The organism is Streptomyces sp. NPDC006711, from assembly GCF_042869775.1.
Classification (GTDB): Bacteria; Actinomycetota; Actinomycetes; order Streptomycetales; family Streptomycetaceae; genus Streptomyces.
Genome location: NZ_JBIAGO010000003.1, coordinates 458,963 through 484,962 on the forward strand (window position 1 = coordinate 458,963; position 26,000 = coordinate 484,962).

20 protein-coding genes and 3 pseudogenes are annotated in these 26,000 nt (G+C 68.8%); 14 read left to right on the forward strand and 9 right to left on the reverse strand.

Annotated elements, in window-relative coordinates:
• Positions 1 to 86: 86 nt before the first annotated feature.
• On the forward strand, positions 87 to 7,775 hold the full coding sequence (locus ACFYM2_RS09815) for an SDR family NAD(P)-dependent oxidoreductase (protein WP_388834838.1): 7,689 nt from the start codon (positions 87 to 89) through the stop codon (positions 7,773 to 7,775).
• 95 nt (positions 7,776 to 7,870) lie between these two features.
• Here ACFYM2_RS09815 and ACFYM2_RS09820 read toward each other — a convergent pair whose 3' ends face one another.
• Positions 7,871 to 10,108, reverse strand: coding sequence for an MMPL family transporter (locus ACFYM2_RS09820; RefSeq protein WP_388834841.1), 2,238 nt, complete (start codon positions 10,106 to 10,108; stop codon positions 7,871 to 7,873).
• A gap of 309 nt (positions 10,109 to 10,417) precedes the next feature.
• On the opposite strand from ACFYM2_RS09820, the gene ACFYM2_RS09825 reads away from it, so the two are divergent.
• Together ACFYM2_RS09825 and ACFYM2_RS09830 are read left to right on the forward strand one after the other, a co-directional pair.
• Positions 10,418 to 11,014, forward strand: a complete 597-nt coding sequence (locus ACFYM2_RS09825; RefSeq protein WP_388834844.1) for a hypothetical protein — start codon at positions 10,418 to 10,420, stop codon at positions 11,012 to 11,014.
• A gap of 112 nt (positions 11,015 to 11,126) precedes the next feature.
• Complete coding sequence (locus ACFYM2_RS09830; protein ID WP_388834847.1) at positions 11,127 to 11,564, forward strand: hypothetical protein; 438 nt, start codon at positions 11,127 to 11,129, stop codon at positions 11,562 to 11,564.
• 355 nt (positions 11,565 to 11,919) lie between these two features.
• Here ACFYM2_RS09830 and ACFYM2_RS09835 read toward each other — a convergent pair whose 3' ends face one another.
• Entirely contained in the window at positions 11,920 to 12,357 is a 438-nt protein-coding gene (locus ACFYM2_RS09835) for a nucleoside deaminase (protein ID WP_388459506.1), read from the reverse strand.
• Positions 12,354 to 13,172, reverse strand: a complete 819-nt coding sequence (locus tag ACFYM2_RS09840) for an LLM class flavin-dependent oxidoreductase (RefSeq protein ID WP_350228741.1) — start codon at positions 13,170 to 13,172, stop codon at positions 12,354 to 12,356. The genes ACFYM2_RS09835 and ACFYM2_RS09840 overlap by 4 nt, the downstream gene beginning before the upstream one ends.
• Positions 13,173 to 13,265: 93 nt before the next feature.
• On the opposite strand from ACFYM2_RS09840, the gene ACFYM2_RS09845 reads away from it, so the two are divergent.
• The gene (locus tag ACFYM2_RS09845; RefSeq protein ID WP_350228742.1) at positions 13,266 to 13,409 is read left to right on the forward strand and encodes an AsnC family protein; all 144 of its coding nucleotides are present in this window, start codon (positions 13,266 to 13,268) and stop codon (positions 13,407 to 13,409) included.
• Positions 13,410 to 14,514: 1,105 nt separating this feature from the next.
• Here ACFYM2_RS09845 and ACFYM2_RS09850 read toward each other — a convergent pair.
• Positions 14,515 to 15,465, reverse strand: a complete 951-nt coding sequence (locus ACFYM2_RS09850) for a GlxA family transcriptional regulator (RefSeq protein WP_388834851.1) — start codon at positions 15,463 to 15,465, stop codon at positions 14,515 to 14,517.
• A gap of 70 nt (positions 15,466 to 15,535) precedes the next feature.
• Between ACFYM2_RS09850 and ACFYM2_RS09855 the strand changes: the two genes are divergently transcribed.
• Together ACFYM2_RS09855 and ACFYM2_RS09860 are read left to right on the forward strand one after the other, a co-directional pair.
• Positions 15,536 to 15,913 (forward strand): cupin domain-containing protein, encoded by a 378-nt coding sequence (locus ACFYM2_RS09855; RefSeq protein ID WP_388834854.1) that lies wholly within the window; start codon positions 15,536 to 15,538, stop codon positions 15,911 to 15,913.
• 663 nt (positions 15,914 to 16,576) lie between these two features.
• Positions 16,577 to 17,023: an Lrp/AsnC family transcriptional regulator gene (locus tag ACFYM2_RS09860; protein WP_350228746.1), complete on the forward strand. Its 447-nt coding sequence runs from the start codon at positions 16,577 to 16,579 to the stop codon at positions 17,021 to 17,023.
• Between the two features lie 342 nt (positions 17,024 to 17,365).
• Here ACFYM2_RS09860 and ACFYM2_RS09865 read toward each other — a convergent pair whose 3' ends face one another.
• Positions 17,366 to 18,181, reverse strand: coding sequence for a helix-turn-helix domain-containing protein (locus tag ACFYM2_RS09865; protein WP_388834857.1), 816 nt, complete (start codon positions 18,179 to 18,181; stop codon positions 17,366 to 17,368).
• A 140-nt stretch (positions 18,182 to 18,321) separates the two neighbouring features.
• Here ACFYM2_RS09865 and ACFYM2_RS09870 point away from each other — a divergent pair.
• Positions 18,322 to 18,738 (forward strand): annotated as a pseudogene (locus ACFYM2_RS09870) (transposase); the annotation flags it as partial.
• 305 nt (positions 18,739 to 19,043) lie between these two features.
• On the forward strand, positions 19,044 to 19,532 hold the full coding sequence (locus ACFYM2_RS09875; protein ID WP_388834860.1) for a transposase: 489 nt from the start codon (positions 19,044 to 19,046) through the stop codon (positions 19,530 to 19,532).
• Positions 19,533 to 19,549: 17 nt separating this feature from the next.
• On the opposite strand, the gene ACFYM2_RS09880 is transcribed toward ACFYM2_RS09875, so the two are convergent.
• Positions 19,550 to 19,801: a hypothetical protein gene (locus ACFYM2_RS09880; RefSeq protein WP_388834862.1), complete on the reverse strand. Its 252-nt coding sequence runs from the start codon at positions 19,799 to 19,801 to the stop codon at positions 19,550 to 19,552.
• Between the two features lie 194 nt (positions 19,802 to 19,995).
• Here ACFYM2_RS09880 and ACFYM2_RS09885 point away from each other — a divergent pair, with 194 nt between their 5' ends.
• Together ACFYM2_RS09885 and ACFYM2_RS09890 are read left to right on the forward strand one after the other, a co-directional pair.
• Positions 19,996 to 20,367, forward strand: a complete 372-nt coding sequence (locus tag ACFYM2_RS09885) for a VOC family protein (protein WP_388834865.1) — start codon at positions 19,996 to 19,998, stop codon at positions 20,365 to 20,367.
• Between the two features lie 28 nt (positions 20,368 to 20,395).
• On the forward strand, positions 20,396 to 20,812 hold the full coding sequence (locus tag ACFYM2_RS09890) for an SRPBCC family protein (RefSeq protein ID WP_388834868.1): 417 nt from the start codon (positions 20,396 to 20,398) through the stop codon (positions 20,810 to 20,812).
• Between the two features lie 441 nt (positions 20,813 to 21,253).
• Here the strand turns inward: ACFYM2_RS09890 and ACFYM2_RS09895 are convergent.
• Positions 21,254 to 21,673 (reverse strand): annotated as a pseudogene (locus ACFYM2_RS09895) (DUF6879 family protein); the annotation flags it as partial.
• A 26-nt stretch (positions 21,674 to 21,699) separates the two neighbouring features.
• Here ACFYM2_RS09895 and ACFYM2_RS09900 point away from each other — a divergent pair.
• Positions 21,700 to 21,783: pseudogene (locus tag ACFYM2_RS09900) on the forward strand (HAD family hydrolase); the annotation flags it as partial.
• Positions 21,784 to 21,898: 115 nt separating this feature from the next.
• Here ACFYM2_RS09900 and ACFYM2_RS09905 read toward each other — a convergent pair.
• Positions 21,899 to 22,309, reverse strand: a complete 411-nt coding sequence (locus ACFYM2_RS09905) for a tautomerase family protein (protein WP_388834871.1) — start codon at positions 22,307 to 22,309, stop codon at positions 21,899 to 21,901.
• A gap of 98 nt (positions 22,310 to 22,407) precedes the next feature.
• On the opposite strand from ACFYM2_RS09905, the gene ACFYM2_RS09910 reads away from it, so the two are divergent.
• Positions 22,408 to 22,749 (forward strand): ArsR/SmtB family transcription factor, encoded by a 342-nt coding sequence (locus tag ACFYM2_RS09910; protein ID WP_388834874.1) that lies wholly within the window; start codon positions 22,408 to 22,410, stop codon positions 22,747 to 22,749.
• 65 nt (positions 22,750 to 22,814) lie between these two features.
• A complete protein-coding gene (locus tag ACFYM2_RS09915; protein WP_388834877.1) occupies positions 22,815 to 23,027 on the forward strand; it encodes a hypothetical protein in 213 nt (70 codons plus the stop codon).
• A 28-nt stretch (positions 23,028 to 23,055) separates the two neighbouring features.
• On the opposite strand, the gene ACFYM2_RS09920 is transcribed toward ACFYM2_RS09915, so the two are convergent.
• The gene (locus tag ACFYM2_RS09920) at positions 23,056 to 23,829 is read right to left on the reverse strand and encodes a class I SAM-dependent methyltransferase (RefSeq protein ID WP_388834880.1); all 774 of its coding nucleotides are present in this window, start codon (positions 23,827 to 23,829) and stop codon (positions 23,056 to 23,058) included.
• 280 nt (positions 23,830 to 24,109) lie between these two features.
• Here ACFYM2_RS09920 and ACFYM2_RS09925 point away from each other — a divergent pair, with 280 nt between their 5' ends.
• Positions 24,110 to 25,753 (forward strand): tetratricopeptide repeat protein, encoded by a 1,644-nt coding sequence (locus tag ACFYM2_RS09925; protein WP_388834883.1) that lies wholly within the window; start codon positions 24,110 to 24,112, stop codon positions 25,751 to 25,753.
• Positions 25,754 to 26,000 lie beyond the last annotated feature (247 nt).

Sequence of the window (26,000 nt, forward strand, 5' to 3'; positions counted from 1 at the left end):
TTGTCACCGTACGATCACAGCCCGTTAGATGGCGTCCCCTGCTCGAGTGTCGACAGTCCATCCAACTCCGAAGAAAGTGGCTGTACATGTGGGACAAGGCGAAGTCAACGGACCGGGCCGTCGCGGTAGTTGGGGCGGCGTGCCGCCTTCCTGGCGGCATTGGTGACCTGGACCAGTTCTGGGCCGCGCTTCGGCAGGGCCGTGACTTGGTCGGTGAGGTGCCCGACGACCGGTTCGAGGCGTCCCGGTTCGTCGACACCTCGATGCCGCGCCCCGGCAAGAGTTACACCGCCGCGGGCGGCTTCCTCGACGACATCACCGGCTTCGACGCCGCCTATTTCGGCATCTCGCCGAAGGAAGCGTCCCGGATGGATCCTCAGCACCGGTTGCTGCTGGAACTCGCCGTCGAGGCGCTGGACGACGCCGGAATCGCTCCCGAGCGCCTGTCGGGCACCGACACGGCCGTGTACGTCGGGGTGTCGGACACCTCGTACGGCGGACTACAGATGATGCTGCCGCAGACGGTCAACGCCTACACCATGTCGGGCGCCGCTTCTTCGATCACCGCCAATCGCCTGTCCCACTTCTTCGACCTGCGCGGGCCGAGCATGGCGGTGGACACCGCCTGCTCCTCGTCACTGGTGGCGCTGGACCGTGCCTGTCGCACCCTGCTCGACGGCAGCAGTCGCGTGGTGCTCTCCGCGGGAGTGAACGTACTGCTCAGCCCGTACCACTACGTGGGGTTCTCCCAGGCAGCCATGCTGTCGCCCAGCGGCAAATGCGCTTCCTTCTCAGCGGCGGCCGACGGTTTCGTGCGCGCTGAGGGGGGTGGTCTGGTCGTCCTGAAGAAACTGACGGACGCCATGGCGGACGGGGACCGGATCCACGGGGTCGTCCTCGCCAGCGCTTCCAACAGCGACGGCAGGACGATGGGGCTGGCGCTGCCGAGCGCCGAGGCGCAGGAGGACTTGCTGCGTTCGGTGTACGAGCAAGCCAACGTCTCGCCGGACGAACTGGTCTACCTCGAGGCGCACGGTACGGGAACCCTGGTCGGTGATCCGCTGGAGTGCCGGGCCATCGGCCGGGCTCTGGGCCGCCGCCGCTCCGCCGGGGTACTGCCGATCGGCTCCGTCAAGACCAACATCGGGCATCTGGAGCCGGCTTCCGGAATCGCCGGGCTGCTCAAGGCACTGCTCGTACTGCGGCACCGGGTGATCCCGCCGTCGCTGCACGCCACCCCGCCCAACCCGGACATTGATTTCGCGGGGCTGAACCTGGCGACCGCCGACAGCACGTTGTCACTGGACACGGTCGGGCGTCCGGTCGTAGGGGTCAACTCCTTCGGCTTCGGCGGCTCCAACGCCCACGTCGTCCTCACCTCCGCACCCACCGCGCCGCCCGCCCCGCGCGAGGAACCCGTCGGCCACACGGGCGCGGGTGGCGAGCGAGCGCTTCCCGTGCTGGTCTCGGCGCGTACCCCCAAGGCGCTGGCCGAGGCAGCCTCACAGATGGCGGACCGGCTCGCCGGGGCCTCCACGCAGGAGTTCTACGACATCGCCCACACCTCCTGCCTGCGCCGGGGAACGCATCCGCACCGTGCGGTGGTACTGGCGGTACCTCAGGTCGCCGCGCGGCAGCTTCGGACAGTCGCGGGCCGTCCGGCGCCCGTCGAGTTGCCCGTGGCCGAGGATTCCGTGCCGGGTTCCGGTGGCGCCGAGACCCAGGCGGCGCCGGGCACCGATGGGCCGGGGCAGTCACCGTTCGTCCCCTCCCCCCGTGATGGGGAAGAGGCCCGCTCTGCCACCACCGCCTTCCAGGCTGTGTCCCGGGGGCGCATCACGTTCGTCTTCTCCGGCAATGGTTCGCAGTGGCAGGGTATGGCCGCCGACCTGCTGGAGCACAGTGCGGTCTTTCGCGCCGCCGTCACGCAGGTGGACACGGTCGCAGCCCCCCTGCTCGGCTGGTCGCTGGCCGAGGAGCTGGCAGCGCCGGCGGATCGGTCGCGTCTCGCGCTGACGGAAGTGGCACAGCCGCTCTTGTTCGCCGTGCAGGTCGCTCTGGTGCGGATGCTGGAGGCGCAAGGCATCGTGCCGCACAGCGTGCTCGGCCACAGCGTCGGCGAGGTCGCCGCCGCTCATGTCGCAGGTGCGTTGGACCTGGAGCAGGCCGCACAGGTGATCGTCGGCCGGAGTCGTACTCAGGCGGCCACCGCAGGGACGGGCCGGATGGCTGCTGTGGCGCTTCCCGTGGACGAGGCGGTCAAGGAACTGGCCGCCTGGCCCGGAGTGGAAGTGGCAGCGGTCAACAGTGCGCGAGATGTGACCGTGGCGGGCCCGGCAGCCGTTCTGCGGGCGCTCCTGGCCGAGTTGACGCACAAGGGGGTCGCCTGCACGGAACTCGATCTCGACTACGCCTTCCACAGCGCGGCCATGGACCCGATCGACGGGCCCCTGCGCCAGGAACTGTCCGGACTGCGACCTGAGGCGTCCCGAGTGACGATGTTCTCCTCCGTGACCGGTGACCGGATCGAGGGTGATCGCCTGGACGGCACCTACTGGTGGCGCAACGTACGCGAGCCCGTGCTCTTCGCCGCGGCGGCGCAGAAGGCCCTGGAAGACGGCACCGACATCTTCGTGGAGATCGGCCCGCATCCGGTCCTCCGCTCCTACCTGCACCGCGTCGCCCGCTGCCGCGCCCGGGACACGGTCGCGGTGACAGCGACCCTGCGACGTGGCGCCGACGGCCCCGAGGCGGTGCACCAGGCCGTGACCGCCCTCATGGCGCAGGGCGCCGAGCTCGACTGGAGCGTGCACTTCCCGCGCCGGGGGCGGGTGGTGGACCTGCCGGCGTATCCATGGCAGCGCGAGCGCCACTGGAACGGGACCCCGGGGACCTGGCTGCGTACCAGCGGCTCGGGACGCCTGGACCATCCACTGCTCGGTGAGCGGCTGCCCTCGCCCGTGCCGACCTGGGAAGGGGCTGTTGAGCCGGCGTTGACGCCGTGGCTGGCCGACCACCGGCTGGCGGGTTCGGTTGTCGTGCCGGCGACGGCCTACGTGGAGATGGCGTTGACCGCCGGGCGCCTCATCCTCGACGGCCCGGCGGAAGTCGACTGTCTGGAGATCGCCCGCCCCTTGGTCGTACCGTGGGCGGACGCCGGCAGTGTACGGATCCAGCTGGCCGTCACGCCGGATGACGGGCTGGTGAGCATCACCAGCACCGAGGCGCGAACCGCACTGCCGCGCGCGCACGTACGGGCCAGGGTGCGGGCCCTGCTCGGGCACGCACCCGCCGACGTGGACCTCGCCGCCGCCCACGCGCGCTGCCGGCGTGTGATGGACAGCGCAGAACACTACGACGCGGTCGGGCGAGCCGGTCTGCAGTACGGTCCCGCCTTCCGGGTGCTGCGCGAACTGCGCGTGGGGGACGGCGAGGTGCTGGCGGCCTACCGGCACGAGGCCCCCAGTGAGCAGTACCAGGCCCACCCGGCCCTGCTGGACGGTGCCCTACAGGCGGGTGCGCCGCTGATCGGCTCAGCCGTGGAGGAGGGCACGGTCTACCTTCCTGCCGCGATCGGCTCCGCCCGGGTGTGGCGCACACCCGCCGCCTCAGGATGGATCCATGTGCGCCGGCGGTCTTCCTTGGAGGCCGAGGAGTGCTGGGACATCGTCGTGACCGACGAGGACGGACGCGTCGGTGTCGAGCTGCTCAGCTGCCGCCTGCGGCGACTGACCGGCGCACACCGAGCCACCTTGACGGTGTATCACACCACGATGCGGGCCGCGTCCGATCCGCTGCCGTGGGCCGGCGACGGCCCAACGCTCACGCCCCACCAGATCGCCTCGGGCGCCGCCGACCACATCGCCGCCTGCCGCGCCGACTGGCACGACGCCGAATACGAGCGCTTCGAAACCCTCCTCAAGAACGCTGCCGCACACCGGTACGCCGCCGCCCTCGCCGCCCTCGTGCCCGACCACGGCGCGCCCTTCGGTATCGACGACCTCGTCACCGCCGGAATGGACCCGCGGTGCGTGCCGTTCGTCGAGGCGGTGATCCCCGAACTGGTCCGCCACGGCTTGGCGCAGGAGGTGGACAGCAATCGCCTGAGGCTGACCCGCTCGACGTTCCTGGACGAGGAACTGCTGCGCGCGCTGGTCCTGGACCTGCCCCGGTACTCGACCGAGAACCGGCTGGCCCTCAGCCGGACCCGGGACGTCCTGGGCCGTGGGGGCGACGCCCGCGCGGAACTCACGGCGGCCGACGGGAGTCTCACGGACGTCGAGCAGCTCTACGACACCGCCCTCACGTCCCGCTTCCACAACCGTCTCGCGCAGGCACTGCTTCGCGAGACGGTACGGGCATGGCCGCAGGACCGGCCTCTGCGGGTCCTGGAGGTGGGGGCAGGCACCGGCGGCACGGCGGCGGCCCTGCTGCCCTTCCTGCCCGCCGAGCGCACCCATTACGTCTACAGTGACGTCTCCTCCGCGTTCCTCGCCCGCGCCCAACGGCGCTTCGCCGCCTACGACTTCCTCACCTACCGCACCTTCGACCTGAACGAGGACCCGGCCGGCCAGGGACTGCCCGAGGCGGGATTCGACCTCGTGATCGCCGCCAACGCGCTGCACACCGCCATGGACCTCGAAGCCGCGGTGCGGCGCGTCGCCGCCCTTCTCGCCCCCGGCGGCCTTCTGCTCGCCATCGAGAGCCACGACCCACACGTACTGGCCCCCTTCTTCGGCACCCTGGAGACGTTCTGGACCCGTAGCGACCACGCGCTGCGCCCCAGCTCTCCCCTGCTGCCCGGGGACCGCTGGGCAGAACTGCTCGTCAGGTGCGGCTTCACCGACATCGTGCGCACCGGTGACGACGCACCCGTCTGCCGCGACGACTTCTCCGTGCTGCTGGCCGCGGTCCCCCGGGGTGCCGTGGCGGCGCCCGCCCTGCCGACGCCCGCGACAGCACGCCGCAGGATCGTCGCCGCCGAGACGGCCGAGGAACTTCCCCTGGCCAAAGCCGTCGCCGAACACCTGCCCCCGGACGCGGACGGTGTCCCGGCCTCAGTGCGGGTGGCGGCGGACGAGGAAGCGGCCGACTGGGCACACCTCCTCGGGGAAGAAGGCACCCAGGTGTGCGTGCTCCTCAGTGAAGCACCCGGTGACGATCCGGCCGAGGCCGTGGCATTCACCACCCGACGCGCGGCGCTCATGCGTTCCATCGCCCGAGCCGGCGCGGCCCGCACCGGCGGCGCACAGACCTCGCTGACCGTGGTGACCCGGCCCAGCGGCGCGCTTCCCCTGCCGGAGCGGGCAGAGGCGACCCACGACGCGGCGGTGTGGGGAATCGCCCGGTCCCTCGCCAACGAGGAACCCCGACTGTCGGTGCGCACCGTCTCACTGGACCGTTCGGGCACGACCGCCACCGACGCCTACCGGGTGGCGCACGAACTGCTGACGGACGACGCCGAACCCGAGGTGGTGGTCACCGCCTGCGGCGGGCGATTCGTTCCGCGGGAACGGGCGCTGCCCGCCCACCACGCCGAGGTGACGGCTGCGGATGCGGCAGAAGAGCCCTTCACGCTGGAGGTGCGCTCCCCCGGCCTGTCCTACCAGCTCGCGTGGGTCGAGAACACGCCTCACGCCCCGGGGCCCGGGCAGGTCGCCATCGCCGTACGAGCCGCCGCCCTGAACTACCGCGACATGATGCAGGCGGTCGGTCTCCTGCCGGCCGAGGCGATCGAAGGAACCTACACCGAGGTGGGCCTCGGCTTGGAATGCGCGGGGGTCGTAACAGCCGTCGGACCCGACGTGACCGGTTTCCGGCCGGGCGACCGGGTCTACGGTCTGGCACCGGCGTCCCTGGCTTCCCACACCTTGACCGCCGCCCAGGCGCTCGGCCACATCCCCGACGCCATGGGCTTCGCGGAAGCCGCCACCTTGCCCGTCGTCTTCTCCACCGTGCATTACAGCCTCGACCACCTGGCGCGCCTGAGGGCCGGGGAGACGGTCCTGGTCCATGGCGGCGCAGGTGGTATCGGGCTCGGCGTGCTCCAGTACGCCCGCCTGTGCGGTGCCCGTGTGATCGCCACCGCGGGCACGCCCGCCAAGCGAGAACTGCTGCACACCCTCGGAGTCGATCACGTTCTGGACTCCCGCAACCTGGACTTCGCCGTCCAGGTCATGGAGGTCACCGAGGGGCGCGGCGTCGATGTGGTGGTCAACTCCCTGGCCGGAGAAGCGATCACCCGCAGTCTGGAACTGCTGCGCCCGGGCGGCAGGTTCATCGAGCTGGGCAAGCGGGACATCTACGAGAACAAGCCGCTGCTGTTGCGGCCCTTCCGCAACAACATCAGCTTCTTCGGGGTGGATCTCACCACCCTGGCCTTCGACCCCGACCGAGGAGCGGCGCTCTTCGCCAATGTCACCGAGCGCGTGAGCGACGGTTCGTACCGTCCGTTGCCGCACAGCGTGTACCCTGCGGCCCGGGTGGCCGAGGCGTTCCAGCTCATGCAGCATTCCCGCCATGTCGGCAAAGTCGTCGTCGTACTGGACCCCCTGGACGAACCGGTGCGCGTGGAGCGGCGGACGCAGGCGCCCGCCCTGGACCCGCAGGCCACCTACCTGGTGACAGGGGGCCTGGGCGGCTTCGGCGCCGCGACCGCCGCATGGCTGGCGGACCGGGGCGCACGACACCTGGCTTTGGTGGGCCGACGCGGCGAAACGTCGCCAGAGGCCGAAAAGGTGCTGGCCGGTCTCACCGAACGCGGCGTGCGGGCCACCGCATACGCCGCCGATGTCACCGACGCGTCCGCCATGCGAGAAATACTCGCCCGGATCGACGCGGGCGGGCACCCGCTGCGCGGGGTCGTCCACTGTGCGATGCAGGTGGAGGACGACCTGCTGGTCGAACTCTCCGCCGAACGGTTCGCCGCCGCCCTGGCCCCGAAAATGGCCGGCGCGATGGTGCTTGACCGCCTGCTGGGCGACCGCGAGCTGGACCTGTTCCTGCTGTACTCCTCCGGCACCACCTTCCTGGGCAACATCCGCCAGGCCAACTACGTGGCGGCCAACCTCTGGTTGGAGGCACTGGCGCGGCGCCGGCGGCAATCAGGTGCCGTCGGACAGGCAATCGCATGGGGCGCCATCGGCGAGACCGGATACGTAGCCCGCAACGAGCTGACCGAAACGCTCGCCTCGGTGGGCATGGAGCCCGTGACGTTGCGTGAGGCGTTCAATGCCCTGGAGCTGCCGGCCGTACGGCATGCCGAGGTGGCGGGCGTGGGGCGCTACAACTGGGCACGACTGCGCGGCCTCTTGCCGACCCTGGCCGCACCGCGCTGTTCCACGCTGCTCCCCGAGCGCATGGACGAGGCCGACCACACGCGCGAGGAGATCGTGGCGGCACTGGCGGCCATGTCGTCGGCGGACGCCGTCCGTGCCGTCGCCGGGACGCTCGCGCATGTACTGGCCGGCGTGTTGCACATGGATGAAAAGGACCTCGATCATGACCGCCGGCTCGACGAGTACGGGCTCGATTCGTTGATGCTCGCCGAGATGCTGGTGTCCCTGCGCACCCGGTTCGACATCGAGATCCCGCCGCTGGAGCTGCTGCGAAGCGGCGGGACCATCACCGACATCTCACATCTGGTACTGCTGCGCCTGGGCCTGTCGAGCAGCCCGCACGCGCCGGCCGAGAGCGAGGGGCCGACCGGAAAGGGTGCGGCCCTGGACAGCGGTCCGGTCCTGGACGACGAGGTGGCCGCGTCCTCCAGGGTGTGACCCCCTCTTCGTCCCGGTCCGGGATTGCCCGGACCGGGGCGTCCCCGTGCAGAGCGACAGGTGTCGGTGTACGGGTGCGACGCGCCGAGGCGGAATCAGCCGACCGGGTCCGAGGTCTGCTCGGCGCGAGCTCCCGGCACTCTCCCCGTGACGCGGGGCAGCGACTCACCGCACCAACGGTCCAGGCCGAGGCGACGGTGGACGGCGACGAGCGGGCGGGGCGCCCACCAGTTGGCGTGTCCGGTCAGCCTCATGAACGCGGGGACGAGCACACCGCGCACGACCGTCGCGTCGAGCAGGACGGCCAGCGCGAGACCGCAGCCGATGAGCTTGAGGAGGGTGATGTCCGAGGTGACCAGCGGGAACAATGCCGCCGCAAAGATGACGGCAGCAATGGTGATCATGCGTCCGGTGCGGGCGAGACCGCCGTACACCGCCGCGCGGTGGTCGCCTGTGGCCCGGTACTCCTCCTGGATGCGGGAGATGAGGAAGAGCTCGTAGTCGACCGAGAGCGCGAAGGCTGCTCCGAAGACCAGGACCGGCATGGAGGTCTCCAGCTCCCCGGTCACCGTGAAGTCGCCCAACAGGTGCCGCAGATGCCCGTCCTGGAACACGTACACCATGGCGCCGAAACTGGCGCTCAGGCTCAACGCGCCCATGACGACGGCCTTGACCGGGATCAGTACGGAGCCAGTGAACAAGAACAGCAACAGCAGGGTGCTGCCGACAACGATGCCCGCCGCCCACGGCAGGGTCCGCAGCACGGCGGCCTTGGTGTCGAGTACGCGCGCGGGGCGGCCCGAGACTTCGTGGCGGCCTGGAGAGGCCAGGGCGCGCAGTTCTCGTACCAGATTCTCGTCCCGTTGCGGCGGTCCGTCGGCGGCTACGGCGAGCCAGGTGGCGCCTTGGGTGATGTACATGAGCGAGTCCGCCGAAGGACCGGAGTCGAGCCGACCGTCCTTGTAGGTGCCCAGGGCCGTGGCGGTCACCCCCACGCCCGGCAGGGCGGAGACCGCGCGGGCGTAGCGGTCCAACTCCTCTGCCTGGTCGATCACGTCCGCGTCGGGCAGCAGCACGGCCAGGGTCCGCGTCCAGGGCAGGGCGAACTCCTGCTCGATCCGGGTGGCGGTGGCATGGGACTCGGCCCGTACAGGAAGGACACGCTGGTCGGCGACACCGAAGCGCACGTGCGCGAAGGGAGCGGCCAGCGTGAGCAGGATGAGCGCGGCGCTGCCGCCCACCAGCACCGGCCGGACGGTGGCCTGGCGCGCCACCCGCAACCACAGGGGTGACCGCCGCACGGTGATCCTGCGCAGGGGGGCGAAAAGGTCTCCACGGTCGATACGGGTCCCGATGACGACGAGCAGGGCGGGCAGCACCAGATGGGTGGTCGCCGCGGCCAGCACCACCACGCTGATGCCCGCGAGCGCGAGCGATCTCAGGAAGCCCAGCGGGAACAGGAGCAGTGCGCCGAGGCAGACGACGACCGTGGCCGCGGAGTACAGCACGGTGCGCCCGACCGTACGCATGGTGGTCTCGACCGCCTCGCAAGGTGTCGCTCCGGCCGCCAGTTCCTCGCGATAGCGGGTGACGACGAAGAGGCCGTAGTCGACGGCCAGGCCGAGACCGAGGGCGGTGGTGATGTTGGCTGCGAACGCCGACAGCGGCATGACGTTCATCAGGACCCGCAGCACGGCGAAGGTTCCGGCCACCGCGAGGCCGCCGACCACGGCGGGCAGGAGCGCGGCCGTCAGTGACCCGAAAGCGAAGAGCAGAATCAGCAACGCCGCCGGTACGCCGATGAGTTCGGACTGCCACAGCTCCTGGCGACTGAGCTGGGTGGCCTGGGCCATGACCCAGGCGGGCCCGGTCACCGACACGTGAAGGCTTCCGTGCCCGTCATGTCCGCTGTACTTCGTGGTGAGTTGAGGGACCAGGGTGGTGGCCAGCCGCGCGGCCTCGTCCTCGTTCCCGCGCAGGTCGACCGTGACCAGGGCGGCCCGCCCGTCCTTGCTGCGGAGCCGGCTGTCCCCCACAGTCCAGTACGAGAGGACCTCGCCCACTCCGGGACGCCGCTCGACCTCGAGCGTGAAAGCGCGCCCGGCGCGGGCGACCGCTGGGTCATCGACAGGCGCGTCCGCCGTCACACGGAGCACCAGATCGGGGATGCCCGCGCCGAAGCGCTGTTGAAGCTGAGCCTCGGTACGCGCGGCCTCGGTTCCCTCCGCGATGTAACCGCCATTGGAAAGCCGTACGGGGGCCACGACTGCGGCACACGCCAGCATCAGGCCGATCGCCAGCGCCGCCGAAAGCACCCACCTGGGATGACGCACCCTCCAGCGCATCCGCGCCGACGACAGCGCCCCGCTCGCAGGACCTGAAGGGGACCGCGGGGCGTGAGGCCATCGCATGACGGGTCCTTTCTCTCAATCAGGGCAACCCTGACGAGACGGACGTGACTTGGTCAAACACCTCCTGATCCATACGAGTGAGGAAATACCGGTAGCCATACGGAACCAGCTACCTTGCCGTGCGTATCCGCACCGCCGGATCACCGCACGACGACCCAGCACAGCACGGCGTGGATACACATCCGGCACGAGAGCTCCGTCCGGTACGAAACATCAGCAAGGAGAACCCCCATGCGCAGGACTTCCCTCTTCCGCTCCGCTACGGTCGCCGCGGTGACCCTTCTTACGCTGCTGGCCTCCAGCACCGGAAGCGAAGCCGAATCGCGGGTCACCACCGCCGCAGCCAGCATGCGGTCGCAGAACACCCTCTCCTGCACGCTCAACACGGGCCCAGGCGAACGCATCTCCTTCTCTCCCTCGGTCACCAGCACCCCCCGTTCCATCTCGGCGCGCGGCAGCGCCCAGTTGAACAACTGCTCCTCCCCCAACGGACGCCAGAGCCGTATCCGCTCCGGCCAACTGACCCTGCGCGGTACCGGCCGGGCGAGCTGTACCCGGGCCACCGGGATCAGCGGCATCGGCACCATCACCTGGTACTCGGGTCTCCACCGCGGTGGGCGGGTCGTGGGCCGCTCTACGCTGAAGCCCGCCGGCCACGGCTCGCACGGGTACACGCCGTTGGACTCCTTCCTTTCAGGCACCATCGCCTCCGGCCTCATGCAGGGCCACCCGTTCACGGGCGTCGCGGTGCCCACCAATGACGTTCGGCGGTGCTTCGGCAGCGGCGTCGGCTATGTGCAAGGCCGCGGCCGCCTCTCCGTCGGCTGAACCGGTGGGACGATTTTGCCCGCCGCCGGTCGCAGGCGCTGTCCACCTACTTCATGTACCTGGAGCTGCGGCACAGGGTTGAGCTCCATCGGATGACGGACCGGGTCGTCGAGTGCCCGATCGACGAGATGAACAAGCCCAGCTGCGGATCCCTCCGAGCGAGCCGGAGGTCGGGACACTGTTCACGGCCTGGCGCGCCGAGTTGGCGACGTGCCGCAAGTCCGCCCCTACCATCAGGAACCACGCCGCCTCGAAGCCGCTGTCCCAGGTCGGCCTGCGGGTGAGCGAGGCGTGCGGGCTCGACCTGGACGACATCAAGTGGGACCTGGGCCGCTTCGGCAAGCTGCACGTCCGCCACGGCAGGCGGGCTTCCCTGGTGGTAAGCGGGACGTTCCCGCCCGCCCCGGGAAACGCGAGCCGTTCCGAGGACCGATCGCCGGCGTGGAAGCCGCACTCGATCTCCGCGCGCATCGCGATGGCTCGCTCCCCCGCCACGCCGCCTTCCCCCACCAGCGGACCGCAGGCCGGATCGGGAGCCTCACCCGGCTGATCCGCCAGGCAGCGACCATGGGCGTTCTCAATGACGCACCGAACGCACCACCAAAACATCCCTGGAAGCCATCCGCGTGAACCTCCGGGCCGAAGCCCACCACACCGCCCGAGCGCGCTAACCCCGACCAACCTGACCAGGCAGAACACCTCTGACCAGCGAAAGCCTGAACGTGCCATGAGACGTGGGCACCCATCTGCGACAACACCAGGCACTCTCACCGAAGTTGACACAACACAAGGCCGGACCGCCTACCGCCCCGCTCGAAGCCACCCCGATTAGTTCTCATCGAGCCTTCAGCACCCCAGCCCAGCCCCACCCCCACACCGCAACTCACACCAGGGCTGAATGCCCCTCACCTTGATTGGTAATACGTGGCGATGGGGATGCGTGCCGCCTCGAACAGGGCGGGGCCGTCCTGGGCGGCCGCCGTCCAGTCGCCCGACTGCGGATTCAGCGCGATGAGCTGCTCGGTGGACAGCGCGTAGACGACCCGGCCGAGGCTGGAGCGCAGGATGGCGCCGGCGCACATGCCACAGGGCTGGCAGCTGGTGTACAGGGTGGTGTGGGCGGCCGTGTCCGGGGCGAGTTCGCTCGCGGCCCAGCGGGCGAGTTTCAGTTCCGGGTGGGCGGTGATGTCGTTGTCACGCCGCACGGTGTTATGGGCTTCGGCGAGGATCGACCCATCAGGGGCCGCCAGCAGCGAGCCGTACGGTGCGTCGCCCAAGGTGATGGCGCGGGCCGCGATGTCGATCGCGCGCCGCAGCAGTTCTTCGTCGGCGGTGGTGATCACGCTGAGGTCCTCCAGTGCGTGGCCACGGTGGCGAGTGCCTGCCACGCCTCCTGAGGCCGACGGGTTTCCTCAGGATCACCCTGAAAGGGATCGAGGACGACGGTGTGGGCACCGAGGCGGCGAAGTTCTTCGAGATCGCCGAGGATCTGCTCGATGGTGCCGGCCCCCGCGGGCCGGTCGGGGGTGTCGACGGGCGTGGTGGTCAACCGCAAGGTGATGCGCGGAGCGAAGGTGAGGTGAGAGTAGTCCCCCAAGGTCGAGCGCAGCCAGGGGATGGTGCCTCGCAGCGGGTGCCAGGCATCGCCGAACCTGATGGCGCGCCGGATGGCGGCTTTGCTGTTGCCGCCGACCCAGATGGGTACCGACACGGCGTGACCGCCCACCTCCTCGCGCCAGGCGTCCCGCAGGGTGCCCAGGTACTGGTCGGTCAGCCTGCCGCGGGCGGCGAACGGCACCCCCAGCGCGCTGAACTCCTGACGCGCCCAGCCGACGCCCACGCCGAGCACGAGCCGGCCACCGCTGAGCTGGTCGAGGTTGGCTCCCATGCGCGCCACCAGCAGCGGATGCCGGTAGGGAAGCACGAGCACGGTGGTGCCCAGTCGCACCCTGGTGGTGATGGCGGCCAGCCAGGACAGGGTGGTGAACGGCTCGTAGAACGGCTCGGGATAGCGCTCGGCGAGATCCGGGGTGATGGCCACGTGATCGGACACCATGAGGAGGTCGAAGCCGAGCCCCTCCACGGTCCGCCCCCACTCGCGCATAACGCCGGGATCGGTCCCTGGCCCGAAGTTTGTTACGTTGACGCCCAGTTGCATGGTCGGAGGCTATCCCGATGATCAAGGACGGCGGAATGGAGTTCTCCCGGTGGTGACGGTCAACTTCCGTGAATCTGCCGGTACGATCGCGCGATGACCGGGAACCCTGGCAACGTGGACTGGGCGCTCATCCATCAGCTGCGCCAAGGCGCATTCATCTGCCTCAGCGAGTTGGGACGGCGTGTGGGCCTCGGTTCGTCGGCCACGACGGAGCGGGTGCGACATGTGGCACGCTGAACTACCCCGTCGCCTCCATGCTGGTGGCCGACTCACCCGTTGACGCTCCTGGTGCGCAGAGGGAAAGCGGTGCAAACCATTTCGATGACGAGTGAGTCGGCACCGCGTCCGGAGGTGGGGTGACAGAGCCTGAGCTTGGCTCAGACGGCTGCTGCCACGGTTGGACTTTCGTGTAGGAGCGACTGCTGACACTGGCCTCGTAAGCCATATCCAGTCACCCGGCCGACAGGCGCTGCCAGGAGACGCCACGCCGATGGTCAAGCCGGGCTTGCGGAAGCTGATCGCCGCCGGGACCTCGGTGGCTGCTTGTCGACTGAGAAGCGAGCGTCGGCCAGCCGCGCCTACATCGGCCTCGTGCGTGACGAGCCAGACGGGCGATCCGTCGGGACGGGCGACCTGGTGGACGGGCTTGGTCTCCCCTAGCTGCGCGTACCCGGCGTAGGGGTCGGCCTTGAAGCCAGGTCCGAAAGGCGCGGCCCTCCCACCTGAGGTCGGCGCCGATGCTCACCGGGCTGATCGGCCACTGGTCGGCGACGCGGACGACGGTCCAGGTTGCCGGGCAATCGTCGTGTAGGCGGCCTGCCAGACGGCGCCGCGACCCTCCCTGACTGGACCGCCGAGGTGCGCGCGGACACGGTCGTCGGTCAACAACTGGCTCACCAGGGAGCCGTCTTTCCCGGATGACCGGCCGAAGGATGAGACGGTCGGCTCGCAGTTGGGCGGGCCAGATACGGTGCAGGGCGGTGCCGACGGATTCCATGGGTGCCGCCCTGGCAGCGTGCGGCTGCGCCCGGCCCGGCTTCTCGCGGAGACGACGACACCGGCGGGTGGCTGGAGCCTACGGCCGTCGGCTCGACGGCCGGTCCCGGTGGTGTCGGGGCGGCCGCAGGGACCGCACGGCCGACCACGCTTTCGGTTCGCGTGCGATTGCCGGCGGAAATGGCGTCGGTGGCGGCTGGCAGGCTGACCGGGAGAGAGGCAAGTCCGTTCGGAGCGGCAGGTGTCAGTGGCCAGTTGGAAGTCCCCCCGTGGGCGGCCATTGCTGGGGAGCTGACCGGCCACGAGCGGTCAGGCATTGTTGATGTTGAGTAGGCAGGCCGGCTGGTCAGCGCGGCCCGGCCTGAAAGGCCCGGCGATAGGCACCTGGCGTTGTGCCCAGGGTGCCGAGGAAGCGTCTGCGGAGGTTGGTGGCCGAGGATAGTCCGACGCGGTGGGCGACGGCGTCCACCGGGAGGTCGGAGGCCTCCAACAGCTCCCGGGCTGCGGTGATCCGCTGGTCGAGCAGCCACCGTCCCGGGCTGGTGCCGACCTGCTCGGTGAAGCGGCGGGCCAGGGTGCGAGCGGAGCAACCGGCGTGAGCGGCCAGGTCCTCGACGGCCAGCGGTTCGTCGAGTCTGCCGGTCGCCCACTCCAGGAGCGGTGCGAGCGAGCCGTCGATCTGGGCAGGGTGAGGCGGTGCGGAGTACTGCAGTTGCCCGCCCTCACGGTGCGGCGGCATGACCATGTTCCGGGCGACGTGCGCGGCGTATCCGGCGCCCTGGTCGGCACGTACCAGGTGCAGACACAGATCGACCCCGGCCCCGGCTCCTGCGCTCGTCGCCACGTCGCCGTGGTCCACGTACAGCACGTCCGGAGCGAGGCGGACCGTAGGGAAGCGCGCGGCGAACTCGCTCGTCAGGGCCCAATGAGTGGTTGCCGAGCGGCCGTTGAGCAGGCCGGCGTGTGCCAGGGCGAAGGCGCCGGAACAGATGCTGATCACGCGGGCACCGCGCTCGTGTGCGCGGCGCAGGGCCCGTGCGACGGCGGGCGAAGGGGTCTCATCGGTGGGCAGCCAGCCCGGGACGACCACGGTGTCCGCCCCATCAAGGGCGTCAAGCCCCTCGGTGACGAGCATGTCGTATCCGGCGCGCGTGGCGATGGCACCCGGGTGCTCAGTGCATACAAAGAAGGCGTACCGAGTGGGCAGCCCGCGCCGCTCGATACCGAACACCTCGGCAGCACAGGCGAGTTCGAAGGTCGACTGGGGCGAGTGAACAAGGGCCGCTACACGATGCATGGCAGGAAAGTACCGTAGAACGTCAATCAAGACACTTGGCCGGGCGTCGGCAGGCCACGAGGCTTGCCCCATGACGGCAGAGACACCAAAGGCGGCACAGACAGCGAACACGGCAGCAGGGACGAGCGGGCAACTGCCGGGCTATGTGTGGTCCGCCGTACATGAGGCTCCCACGCGCGAACTCTTCCCCGGCATTCGGCTGCGGCCGCTGTGGCGCGGTGAGAGTGGTGCGGCGGCACAGGTACTGGAGATGGATCCACACACATGCTGGGAAGGCATCGACGTCCACGAACCGGGGCCGGAAGAGGTCTTCGTGGTCTCCGGCGTCTTCAACGACGGGCAACGGGACTACCCCGCGGGCTCATTCATCCATGCCCCCGCCGGATCGTCGCACATCCCGCAAACGACGACGGGCTGCACACTCTTCGTCTTTTACCCCGAGGGCTAGAACACGCATGGTCACGCAGCGTTCCGCCACAACTGACCGAACTCCGCTCTCGGGGCGAATAGGTACGGCGGATCTGAGGCAGCAGGGAGACGTCTGATTCGTCGAGGAACGCGATCCAGGCACGTGTGTTCACGGCCCCTTTTGCTCGTGGCACCAGCGCACCCCGCGGGCCTTGGCCTTGGCCCTGGCCAGAACTCAAGGCTTAGGACTCGCGAGAGGTCACCGTGGAATGGGCTCGCACCATCAACACCAACGAGTTTTCGCGGCAGGGGTGTTGAGGGTGGCAGCGGTGCCATCGCGTGCCGGTCTGGATAGAGACATCACGGATCCGGACGGCTCCAGGCATTCCTTTGCCACCCCGGGCCGTCAACACCAGTCGCGCCGGCCCGCCTGCCACTCTTGCGTAAAACATCGCTGCCGGGAGCCTCGAAGGCATCGCAAGCCTGCACTCGAGCAGTCCAGATACCACCAACGCGGCGTCTGCAACCGCTACATACGAGTTGGCACGGCTCAGACGCCGTGATCACACCAACCACATCAAAAGCATCTCATCCGTGACCAGCAGTTACGGGACAACCCTTATCCCGGCGATCAAGAGACTTGAAACGGACTTCTCACCGCTACTACGGCCATCTTCCATAAATCTGCCGGTAGAATCGCGAAATGACCGTGAAACTTGACAACGTGGACTGGGCGATCATCGACCAGCTGCAACAGGAAGCACGTATCTCCCTCAGCGAGTTGGGGCGGCGCGTGGGCCTCAGCTCGTCGGCCACGACGGAACGGGTGCGGCAACTTGAAGCACAGGGCATCATCTCCGGCTACCACGCAGTGGTTGACCTGACCAAGGTCGGCTATCCCGTGCTCGCCCTCGTACGGTTGAAGTACTCGGGCAACCGCCATCAACCGCTGCGTCGCCTGCTTGCTGAGCGACAGGAAATCCTGGAGTGTCTGCGTACCACCGGCGAGGACTGCTACACCCTGAAGGTGGCCACGACCTCCATGGGGCATCTGGAAACGCTCATGGACGAGCTGGCCGGCCTCGGCAGCACGACCACCAGCGTCGTCTACAGCCAGACGTTGCCTTTTCGCGGGCCCAACCGGCCCTGACCAACAGCTGACCGGCCCGAGGGTCAGGAGCGGCCGGAGGCCTAGTGTCACCCGTAGCTGTTCGGTGCGGTCTTCCGGGTCGCCGAGAACGGCATCAACTGACGCTCGACGCTGGTCGACCTCTCCGCCTGGTACCAGGCCTGCTTCTCGACCCTCTCGGTGAAAAGCCCCTTACGTGGCCGTTTCTTGGTCGGCTCGTAGCTGTGGGGTGATACCTCTCGCCATCCAACTCGGTTGGCTGCACTTCATGTTGGAGGGATATGCCTTGAAAGCCTCCTCGGCGGGTCAAGGACTGCTCCCTGCCCCCGGCCTTCAGCAAGGACGACACTTGAGATGCGCAGGTTAGTGTGCTGGGTTGAGCAGACGGCGAAGCGCCGTCGGTGTGTGGCCGAGGTATTGGCGCATGGTGCGGGTGAGGTGGGCCTGGTCGGCGTAGCCGAGGTCGGCGGCGAGGGTGCTGAGGCTGTTCTCTCCGGCTTCCAGGCGGTCGAGGGCCCTGCCGATGCGGACGCGCTGGCGGTAGTGGGTCACTGTTACGCCGAGTTCGCGTGGGAAGGCTCGGCTCAGGCGGTAGGGGGAGGCGCCGAGCAACTTGGCGAGCGACAACAGCGTGTCCGACGCGGGGTGGGCTTCGACGATCGCCTCGCGGGCGGCTGCGACGAGGGGCCGGTCGCGCCCGGAGGGTGTCGAGTGCAGCGGGGTCGGTCCGGATGCGGTGCGTCGTATGGCGGTCGTGAGGAGGGCCAGCAGTTCCTCGGAGAGCGCGTAGTCGACGTCCCCGGAACTGGCGGCGGCGAGCAGGCGGCGGTGGGCAAGGTCGAGGCCCGGATCGACGTAGAGGGCTTGGACGGCCGGTGCCGGAGTGTCTCCGGCGAGGGAACGCCACAGTTTTGGTGTCACGCTGATCGACGTACACACGTCACCGCCGGCGGGATGGGCGAAGCTCTCCTCCTCGCCCGGTGCGCCCAGGTAGGCCAGGGTCGTGTCGATGTGGGCCGGCGCGCCTGCGGCTTTCCGGTGGAAGCGTCCGCGGCGCACGAGCACCACGCGGTAGTCGGTGCGTACTTCCGGTGCCGACCAGCGGGCGTGGTCGGAACGGCAGGTCACCGCGCTGACGCTGAAGTCGGGGCGGCTGGCGACGGGAATGGCTGTGAGCACCCTTCGCACGTTACGCGCGGGGTCTGACATTGATACGCGTAGCGGGTTCCGGTGGTCGTGGCTCAGGGTCTGACTGACGTCAATCTCCTGTCTGACCCACCCGGCCGGTGTCACCGCCGGCCATGAAGGCAGCTGACAGGATGACCGTGACGATCACGCCCGCTACCGAGCTGGATGCGGTGTTCGGCGGAGTGGACTCCCACGCGGACACGATCCATGTGGCTGTCATCACCGACCGGGGCGGCCATGTCGCCGACGCCGAACTTCCGACCACGGCAGCCGGATACGCCGCGGCGATCGCGTTCCTGAACGCCCATGGCACGGTGACCGCCGTAGGGGTCGAGGGCACCTCCTGCTACGGCCTCGGGTTCTCCCGTGCCGCCCGCCAGGCGAGGCTGACCGTGATCGAGGTCAACCGGCCCGACAAGGCCGAACGGCGTCGGATCGGTGAGTCCGATCCCATCGACGCCTACGCAGCCGCCCGCGCCGCGCTGTCCGGCCGGGCATCGGTCATACCCAAGGACGACACCGTCAGCGGCATACGCGCCCTTCACCACGCCGCCCGGTCTGCCGTCAAGGCCCGCACCGCCACTCTGAACCAGATCGCACACATCCTCATCACCGCCCCGGACCACATCCGCGTCAAGTACGGCCCTGCGCGGCAAGACGCAGGTCGACGCCATCTCCCGCCTTCGTCCCACCAGCGACGGACCGCGCGTCGCCTTCTGGCCGCGCTGCAATCCGTCGCCCGCCGGGTCCAGGCGCTGACAGCAGAACATGACACCCTCACCGCCGCCCTCGACGCTGCCGCCACCGAGGACAATCCGGCCTGCGCGCCGCGTTCGGGGTCGGCCCTGACGCCGTGGCCCAGCTCCTGGTCACCGCCGGCGGCAACCCCGACCGCCTGCGCACGGAGGCATCCTTCGCGGCCCTCTGCGGCGTCGCACCCGTCCCCGCGTCCAGCGGCAGGGCCAACCGCCAACGTCTCTCCCGCGGTGGCGACCGCGGAGCGAATTCAGCCCTCTACCGCATCGCTCTCGTCCGCATGTCCAGCGACGCATGCACCCGCGAGTATGTCGCCCCGCAGACCGCCCCCGGACGCACAAAGAAGGAGATCATCCGCCTGCTCAAGCGGGCGATCGCCCGGGAGATGTTCCGCTGCCTCACCACACCGGTCACCGTCCCGGACCTCTCCGACCTCCGGCCCGCATGCCAGGCCAAGAACATCACCCTCACCACCGTCGCCAAGCACTTCGGAGTCTGGCCGGCAGTGATCTCCCGCATCGAACGCGGCACACGCCGCGACGACGACCTCGCCAGCGCCTACCGAGACTGGCTCACCGCGGCCTGACCGCTCCAGGAGCGGATTCACTCATAGACGGTGGCGGCTTGAAGGGCCCTGGCCAGGAAGGTCCAATCCCCCTCTTCCGGAAGCTCCTTCCCGAAGTTTCGGTACCAGGCCGGCGAGGCATCCAGCCACGCCGCGAGGGCTTCGAGGAACTGATCGAGGCTCTGGTTCTCCCATTCTTGCCCCCGACGGAGGTAGTCCTGGTGCAGTTCTCGGACGAAGGCGACGAACTCCTCGCGGCTACTGACCTCGCTGTCGGGAGTGAGTGACATGGAGTGAAGGTACATCGCTCCGGCGAGCGCGCACGCTTGACGATCAACAGGAGCATCAGCGACGCCCGGCTGCAAGGATCTTCAAGACCGGGGCGCGCCGCCGGGAGGACGCTTGCGGCATGCGATGGGTTCCCCGCTCCTCCCCTCGCATCCGTTGTGTTCATTTCCCCTATCGATTCTCAGGAGTCATCGGCATGTCTGCTCTGAAGCAGCTCAGCACGGTCGTCGTGAACTGCGCCGACCCGGGCGCGCTCGCCGCGTTTTACCACAAGGCCACCGGCTGGGAGATCACCCACAGCGACCAGGACTCCGTCTCCCTGAGCAGCGGCGCCTCCGTCCAGGTCGCCTTCGTCCGCGTTGACGGCTACGAGACGCCGGGCTGGCCCGACGGCACGACGTACATCCACCTCGACTTCACCGTCTCTGACGTGGAAGCCGCGGCCGAGGAACTGCTCAACCTGGGTGCGACCAGGCCCGGCTTCCAGCCGGGCGAGGGCCAGTGGATCGTCCTCACCGACCCAGAGGGTCACCCGTTCTGCCTCACCGCCGCCCCGGCCGGTGACTGACCGCTCCACCCCGAGAAGGGACAGACACATGGCATCCATCCACCGTGAAGTGCTGATCGAGGACGCCCCTGACCAGGTGTGGGCGGCGATCCGCGACTTCGGCGAGGTCCACCACCGCCTTGCTCCGGGGTACGTCACCGACACCCGTGTCGACAACGACATCAGGACAGTCACCTTCGCCAACGGCGCCGTGGTGCGCGAACTCATCGTCGACATCGATGATGAGAGACGGCGTATCGCCTACGCGGTGGTCGGTGGTTCCCTGGAGCCCACGCATCACCACGCCTCCATGCAGGTGTTCGCCGGAGAGGGGAGCCGGAGCCGCTTCGTCTGGATCATCGACGTGACGCCGGAAAACCTCCGTGCGCCCATCGCCGAGATGGTCGATCAGGGACTCCGCGTCATCAAGACAACTCTGGAGCGCGAGGCCACTGCAATGGGTTGAGGGCGACGCCCGGCGGAACCAGCGTCCAGCCCGGACCGCAGAGCTTCCGGGCTGCACGCTGGCGCAAGTAGCGGGCGGAATAGCCCATGCCATGCCTCCGGTCCGGTAGTACGGGGCTGTCCATACGCGCACGGACCGCGACGGCATACGGCTGGGGGGGCGGTCACGGCAGGCCGAACAGGACGCAACAGCGAGACGACGATACGTCTCGGGCTGCCCGGCCCCTCCGCCCACGCGCGAAGGTCTTCGTCGGTCGGTCGCGGTCTGGTGGCCGTTTTCCAGCTTTCTGACCTTGACCTTGGACCACCCCGGACCGAGGCAGGTTGCGAGCCGCGTACCGGTGAGCCGGCCCTCAGGGGCGGTGAGTGACAGTTCCCGGAGCCGAGTTCCGAGGTCTTCACGCGCCTGCTGATACTCCGTGCTCACCGGTACTCACCTGCTCTACTCCCCCGCTGTCATTCGTGTCACGAACTCCGGGTACGGGACGGCATAGTGCATCGCGGCGTCACGCCACCGCTTGTACTGGTTGAGCTGTGCGGGCTCCAAGATCAGCTCCACACGCGTCAGGTTCTCCGCCCCGTCCCAGAGGCACAGGGCGACGATGTGTGAGTCGAAGATCCAGAAAAAATCTTTGTCGGGCAGGTTGTGGCGCTCCGCGTCCTCGCGCCACATGTTCCGTACCTCTTCGCCCAGCTGGGCGTTGTGTTCGGCGTCCGCGAGGAGATAGCGCTGTCCCTCGGTCGGCGGGTTGTCGACGATGCGCACGCGCGCGACGCTCGCGCCGTCCGCGGTCTTGGCGCTGATGGTGCGCGCCCACGGTGAGGCCATGTCCCACGTCGGCGTCTCGCCCCGCACGAACTGCTTGTAGGTGCTGGTCGCCCTGCCGCCCGGAGGCGGTCGTCGCCCGCGACGCCGACAAGCTGGAGTGCCTGGTACAGGCGGTGGAGTACCGGGAGCAGGGCTACAGCCTTGCCTCGCTCAGAGCCCATTTCTGAAACCTCTAGTGCTGCTCCGCAGCAGCTCGCGTAGGGGTGTTGAGAGTCCGGCCTACGGCCACGGCGCGCACGACAGACGTGACGCGACGAGTCACGGCTCGACGCGGGCTCCCGCCACGGCACCCAGTTCGACCAGCTGTGCCCTGCCGTTGCCCACCGACCAGTTGTCGAGGGCGTTCTCGATGAGCGTGACGAACACGTCCTCGGGCCGTACGCCGACGTCGGTCAGATTGGCTGTGATCTGGCGGTACAGGTCACGCTTGAGCTCCCGAGGCCGACCCGCCACCAGGGTGATCTGGACGTAGACGACGTCTCGGCGGGCCACGTCGAGGTAGTTCGGGTCGAAGATCAGCTCTTCGGGATCGTGCGGGGTGACGATCTGGAAGCGGTCACCGGCCGGGATGCCGATGGCGTCGACGAGGGCCTGATGCACGCCGTCGGCGATGGCGCGTCGGATGGCGGGCGGCCGGGTGGCGGACAGGTCGATGCGGACCAGAGGCATGAGAACGCTCGCTTTCCGGAAGGCTCAGGTACAGTGTTCGATGAGCATCGACCATATCAGTGTATGGCGATCGTCGAACACTCTGCAAAGGATCAACCGTGTCCGCCCGCACCCGCAGCCTCACCCATGCCCATCCGTCCGAGGTGTCGTTCCAGGACGCGCTCGACGCGGTCGGCGACCCTGTGCGACGCGCCATCCTCAGGGAGTTGGCCGACACCCCTGATTGGACCCGCGCCTGCGGTACGTTCGACCTTCCCGTGACCAAGGCGACGCGCAGCCACCACTTCGCCGTGCTGCGGGCCGCCGGCCTCATCGAGCAGCGCGACGAGGGACCACGCCGGCTCAACCGCCTCCGTCGCCCCGAATTCGACCGGCGGTTCCCCGGTCTCCTCGATCTGATCCTGGCCGAGCCCGCCACGGAAGAGTGCGGTTCCGCGTAGGTTCGCGTAGGGGTGTCGGCGAGCGCGACTTGCGGCCCGTCGTCTTCTTGGCCGCAGCCTTCTTGGTGGCTGTCTTCTTCACCGGGGCCTTCTTCGCGGCGCGCGTGTTCGGCAGGTCATGGGCGGTGGCGTCGCCGACCGCGCCTCGGGCCTTCTTCGCCGACTCCATGGACGCGGTCAACGCTGCCATCAGGTCGACGACCTTCCTGGCCTGCTCGGGCGCCGCGCCCTCTACCGGCTTCGGCCGCCGACGCTCCGCCTTGGGCTTGCGGCCCTGAGGTGACGGGGTGTTCGTTGGGTGTGCGGTCAGGCCACAGGCCGCGCGATCAACACCGGCTGGAAGAAGTGCGTCTCCTCGACACCGTGCCAGGTGACGTTGCCGAACCCGCCCTCTTCCACAAGTGCCGCCAGCTCCTCCAGCGCCCAGGCCCGCGACGTCGCGCGCCGGACCCGGACCTGCCAAGCGTCGCCATCCGGCAGCAGTTGCACGTGATCGAAGTCGTAGACGCCGTCGTCGTGCCAGTGCCACAGCTGGAACGTGACCACCTGCCCGGCGTCGCTGTTCGTCACTTGCGGAACCGTGGACTGCCGCCGAGCCTGTCGGGCGTCGCCGTAGTCCCTTGCCGAGAGCACCAGCAGGCCGCCGTCTCGCACGACTCGCCGCATATCGCCCACCGCGCGGCGGACATCGTCCTCGGTCAGCAGGTGCGCCAGCGAGTTGTCCGCACTCAGCACGACGTCGAACGAGGCGTCGGCGAACGGCAGCGAGCGCATGTCCGCCGCCAACGTCGCTACCGCCAACCCGCGACGCTGCGCTTCCGCAGCCGCTCGGACCGCGGCAACCGGACTCAGATCGCTGCCCACGATGCGGTGCCCGTGCTCGGCCAGGCCGATCGCCTGCGTCCCGATCCCACATGAGCAGTCCAGGACTTCCAGTGGCTCGGCACCGTCCAGATACCGGCGGACCAGCGCGTCCAGGGCATTTCCCTGCCGCGATACCGACAGCGACCAGTCCGCGTAGATCAGGTGGTAGTCCTCGGCAAGCTGATCGTAGAAGTCCAGCGCGGAGTGGGAGGCCATGGCGGAACGCTACTGCCGATGGTCTGTGAACTGGCCCCGAAGTGAGAGGCGCAGCAGGAATCGGCTCTAGCCCAGCGCCGTGGTGGCGATCGGCGGCGCGCCGAAGGGGCTGGCCCGAAACACCAGTTGGTGTTCCTGGATCGGCTGCTGGTGACGCTGGTGAAAGTACGCCATGTCCTGCCGGACGCCGCGCTCCCCCAGTCGTTAGCGATGCCATTTCAGTCCGGGCGCCTACAGCTCCGCCGTAGGCTGGCGGCCTCGCGACGAGGGGAGAGAAGCAGTGAGTGAGCACGACAGGCCAGAGGCGAAAGGCGGCATCGATGAGGGCGACGAGGCCGGCCGGAGGACGCTCGACAACGCAGCCCCCGCCCCGCGCAAGGACGGCAACCACATCACGGGCGGCCATTTAGGCAACGTCGTCATGGCAGACACAGTGCATGGCGGTGTGACCTTCCACCACGGTGGCGGCGACACTCCGAGTGACCTGGAGGACCCCGTCATCGCCTCCGTGCAGCTGAGGCCGGGCGGGACCCTCGCTGACTTGGTCGTGGACGCAGATCCGCCACGAGTGATGGTGCCCAGCGGCACGATTCACATCATCACTCTGGAGGCCAGAACGAGCCGGGCTGTGGTCCTTGACGCTGCGCGCCCTGTCGTTCTGGCTCGCAGGCCACCGCGCCCCGCCTGTCTGTCACTTCGCATCGGGGCGAAGGTCGAACCCCGCCGTTTCCTAACGGACTTGGACGTCCGGGTGCCGCAGATGCAGGCCCAGGGCGCCGACTTTCCGTTCTCCATCAGCGCAACCGACGTGGAACAGTTCTGGTTCGAGCCGATCGCCCGCACACACGAGATCTCGTGGCAGCTGGAACTCGACTGGACCTGCGCGGGTCGTCGCGGCTCCACCATCATCAACAACAACGGGGAACCGTTCGAGGTGTATCCCGTGGCCGCGTTGTACGACGGCCGGGAGCCCTCGGTTCTGAGTTCCGGCTGTAGCCTCGGCCATGCGCGGGGGTGCCCGTCCCTTCTTCTCAAAGAATCAGGGGCTCCCACATCTCTGTGGACGTCGGCTGTCTCGTCCTCGCTCCCGTCCTACCCTGCGGTGGGCGGACCGCGAACCGCCGACGCTTCAACCCCGCCACCGAACCGCTCCGAGGACGACGACCCGGAGGATCTCCAACGTCGCATCCTGGCTCTGCACGCCGGTCTTGCCGTCAGCGACCCCGAGCTTCCTGCCTCCTGGCCCGAGTACCGCAAGCTCGCCTCACTCGTACGGGTCCTGTTCAATCGCCCGGACTACCGCAGCCATGAACCACAGGAATTCCGGGCCCTGCTCGTCCAGGTGCTGCGCTACCTGTACGTGTCCGGCCAGCACGAACCCGGTGTGACTCTCGGCCGCATAATCAGAGCATCTTGGAGCGAAACGCTCGGGGAAGACCATCCGGACACGTTGGCGGCGACCAACAGGCTCGCTGGGTGCCTGCTTGGCCTCAGGAAATATGCGGAGGCAAGAGATCTGTTGGTGGATCTTCTCCCGCGCTGCGAGCGGGCGCTGGGCTGGGAGGACCCCCTGACCCTGACCGTCGCCAGCAACCTTTGCGGGGGCCTCTCCGCGCTAGGTGCTCACGAAGAGGCCCGGCAACGGTGCGAGGACGTTCTGCGTCGAAGCCGCATCGCGCTCGGCCCCGACGATCCCCGCACATTGCGCGCGGCATCCAATCTCGCGCTCTTCCTGCGGCGTCTCGACGATCATCAGGCTGCCCTTGCCGTCATGGAAGAGACCCTTCTGCGGTACAGGCGCGTGCTGGGCGAGGACCATCCCGACACCGAGCACGCCAAGCGTGATCTCGTCGCTCTTCTTCGCGAGCTGGGGGAGAACGACCGCGCCCAGGCCGTGACGGGGGATCCACCGGCCGGCCCCTGAGCAAACTTCGAGCACGGGCAGCCGGGAACCAGCCCAGTCAGGCGTGCCGCGCATTCTCACTGGGAGTGCGGGGCACGGTCTCCCTCTCCGTCCGGTGGTGAGCTGCTGCTGGAGGGGGGCGTCGTGAATGTGAGTCCACCGGAGATGTTCTCAGCCAGAACGGCGGGTCCGTGGAACGTGCCACCGCTGATGTGGTTGGTCGTCTTGCCCTCGCCGACGCGCAACGTCATGACCAGCTCGTGCCACT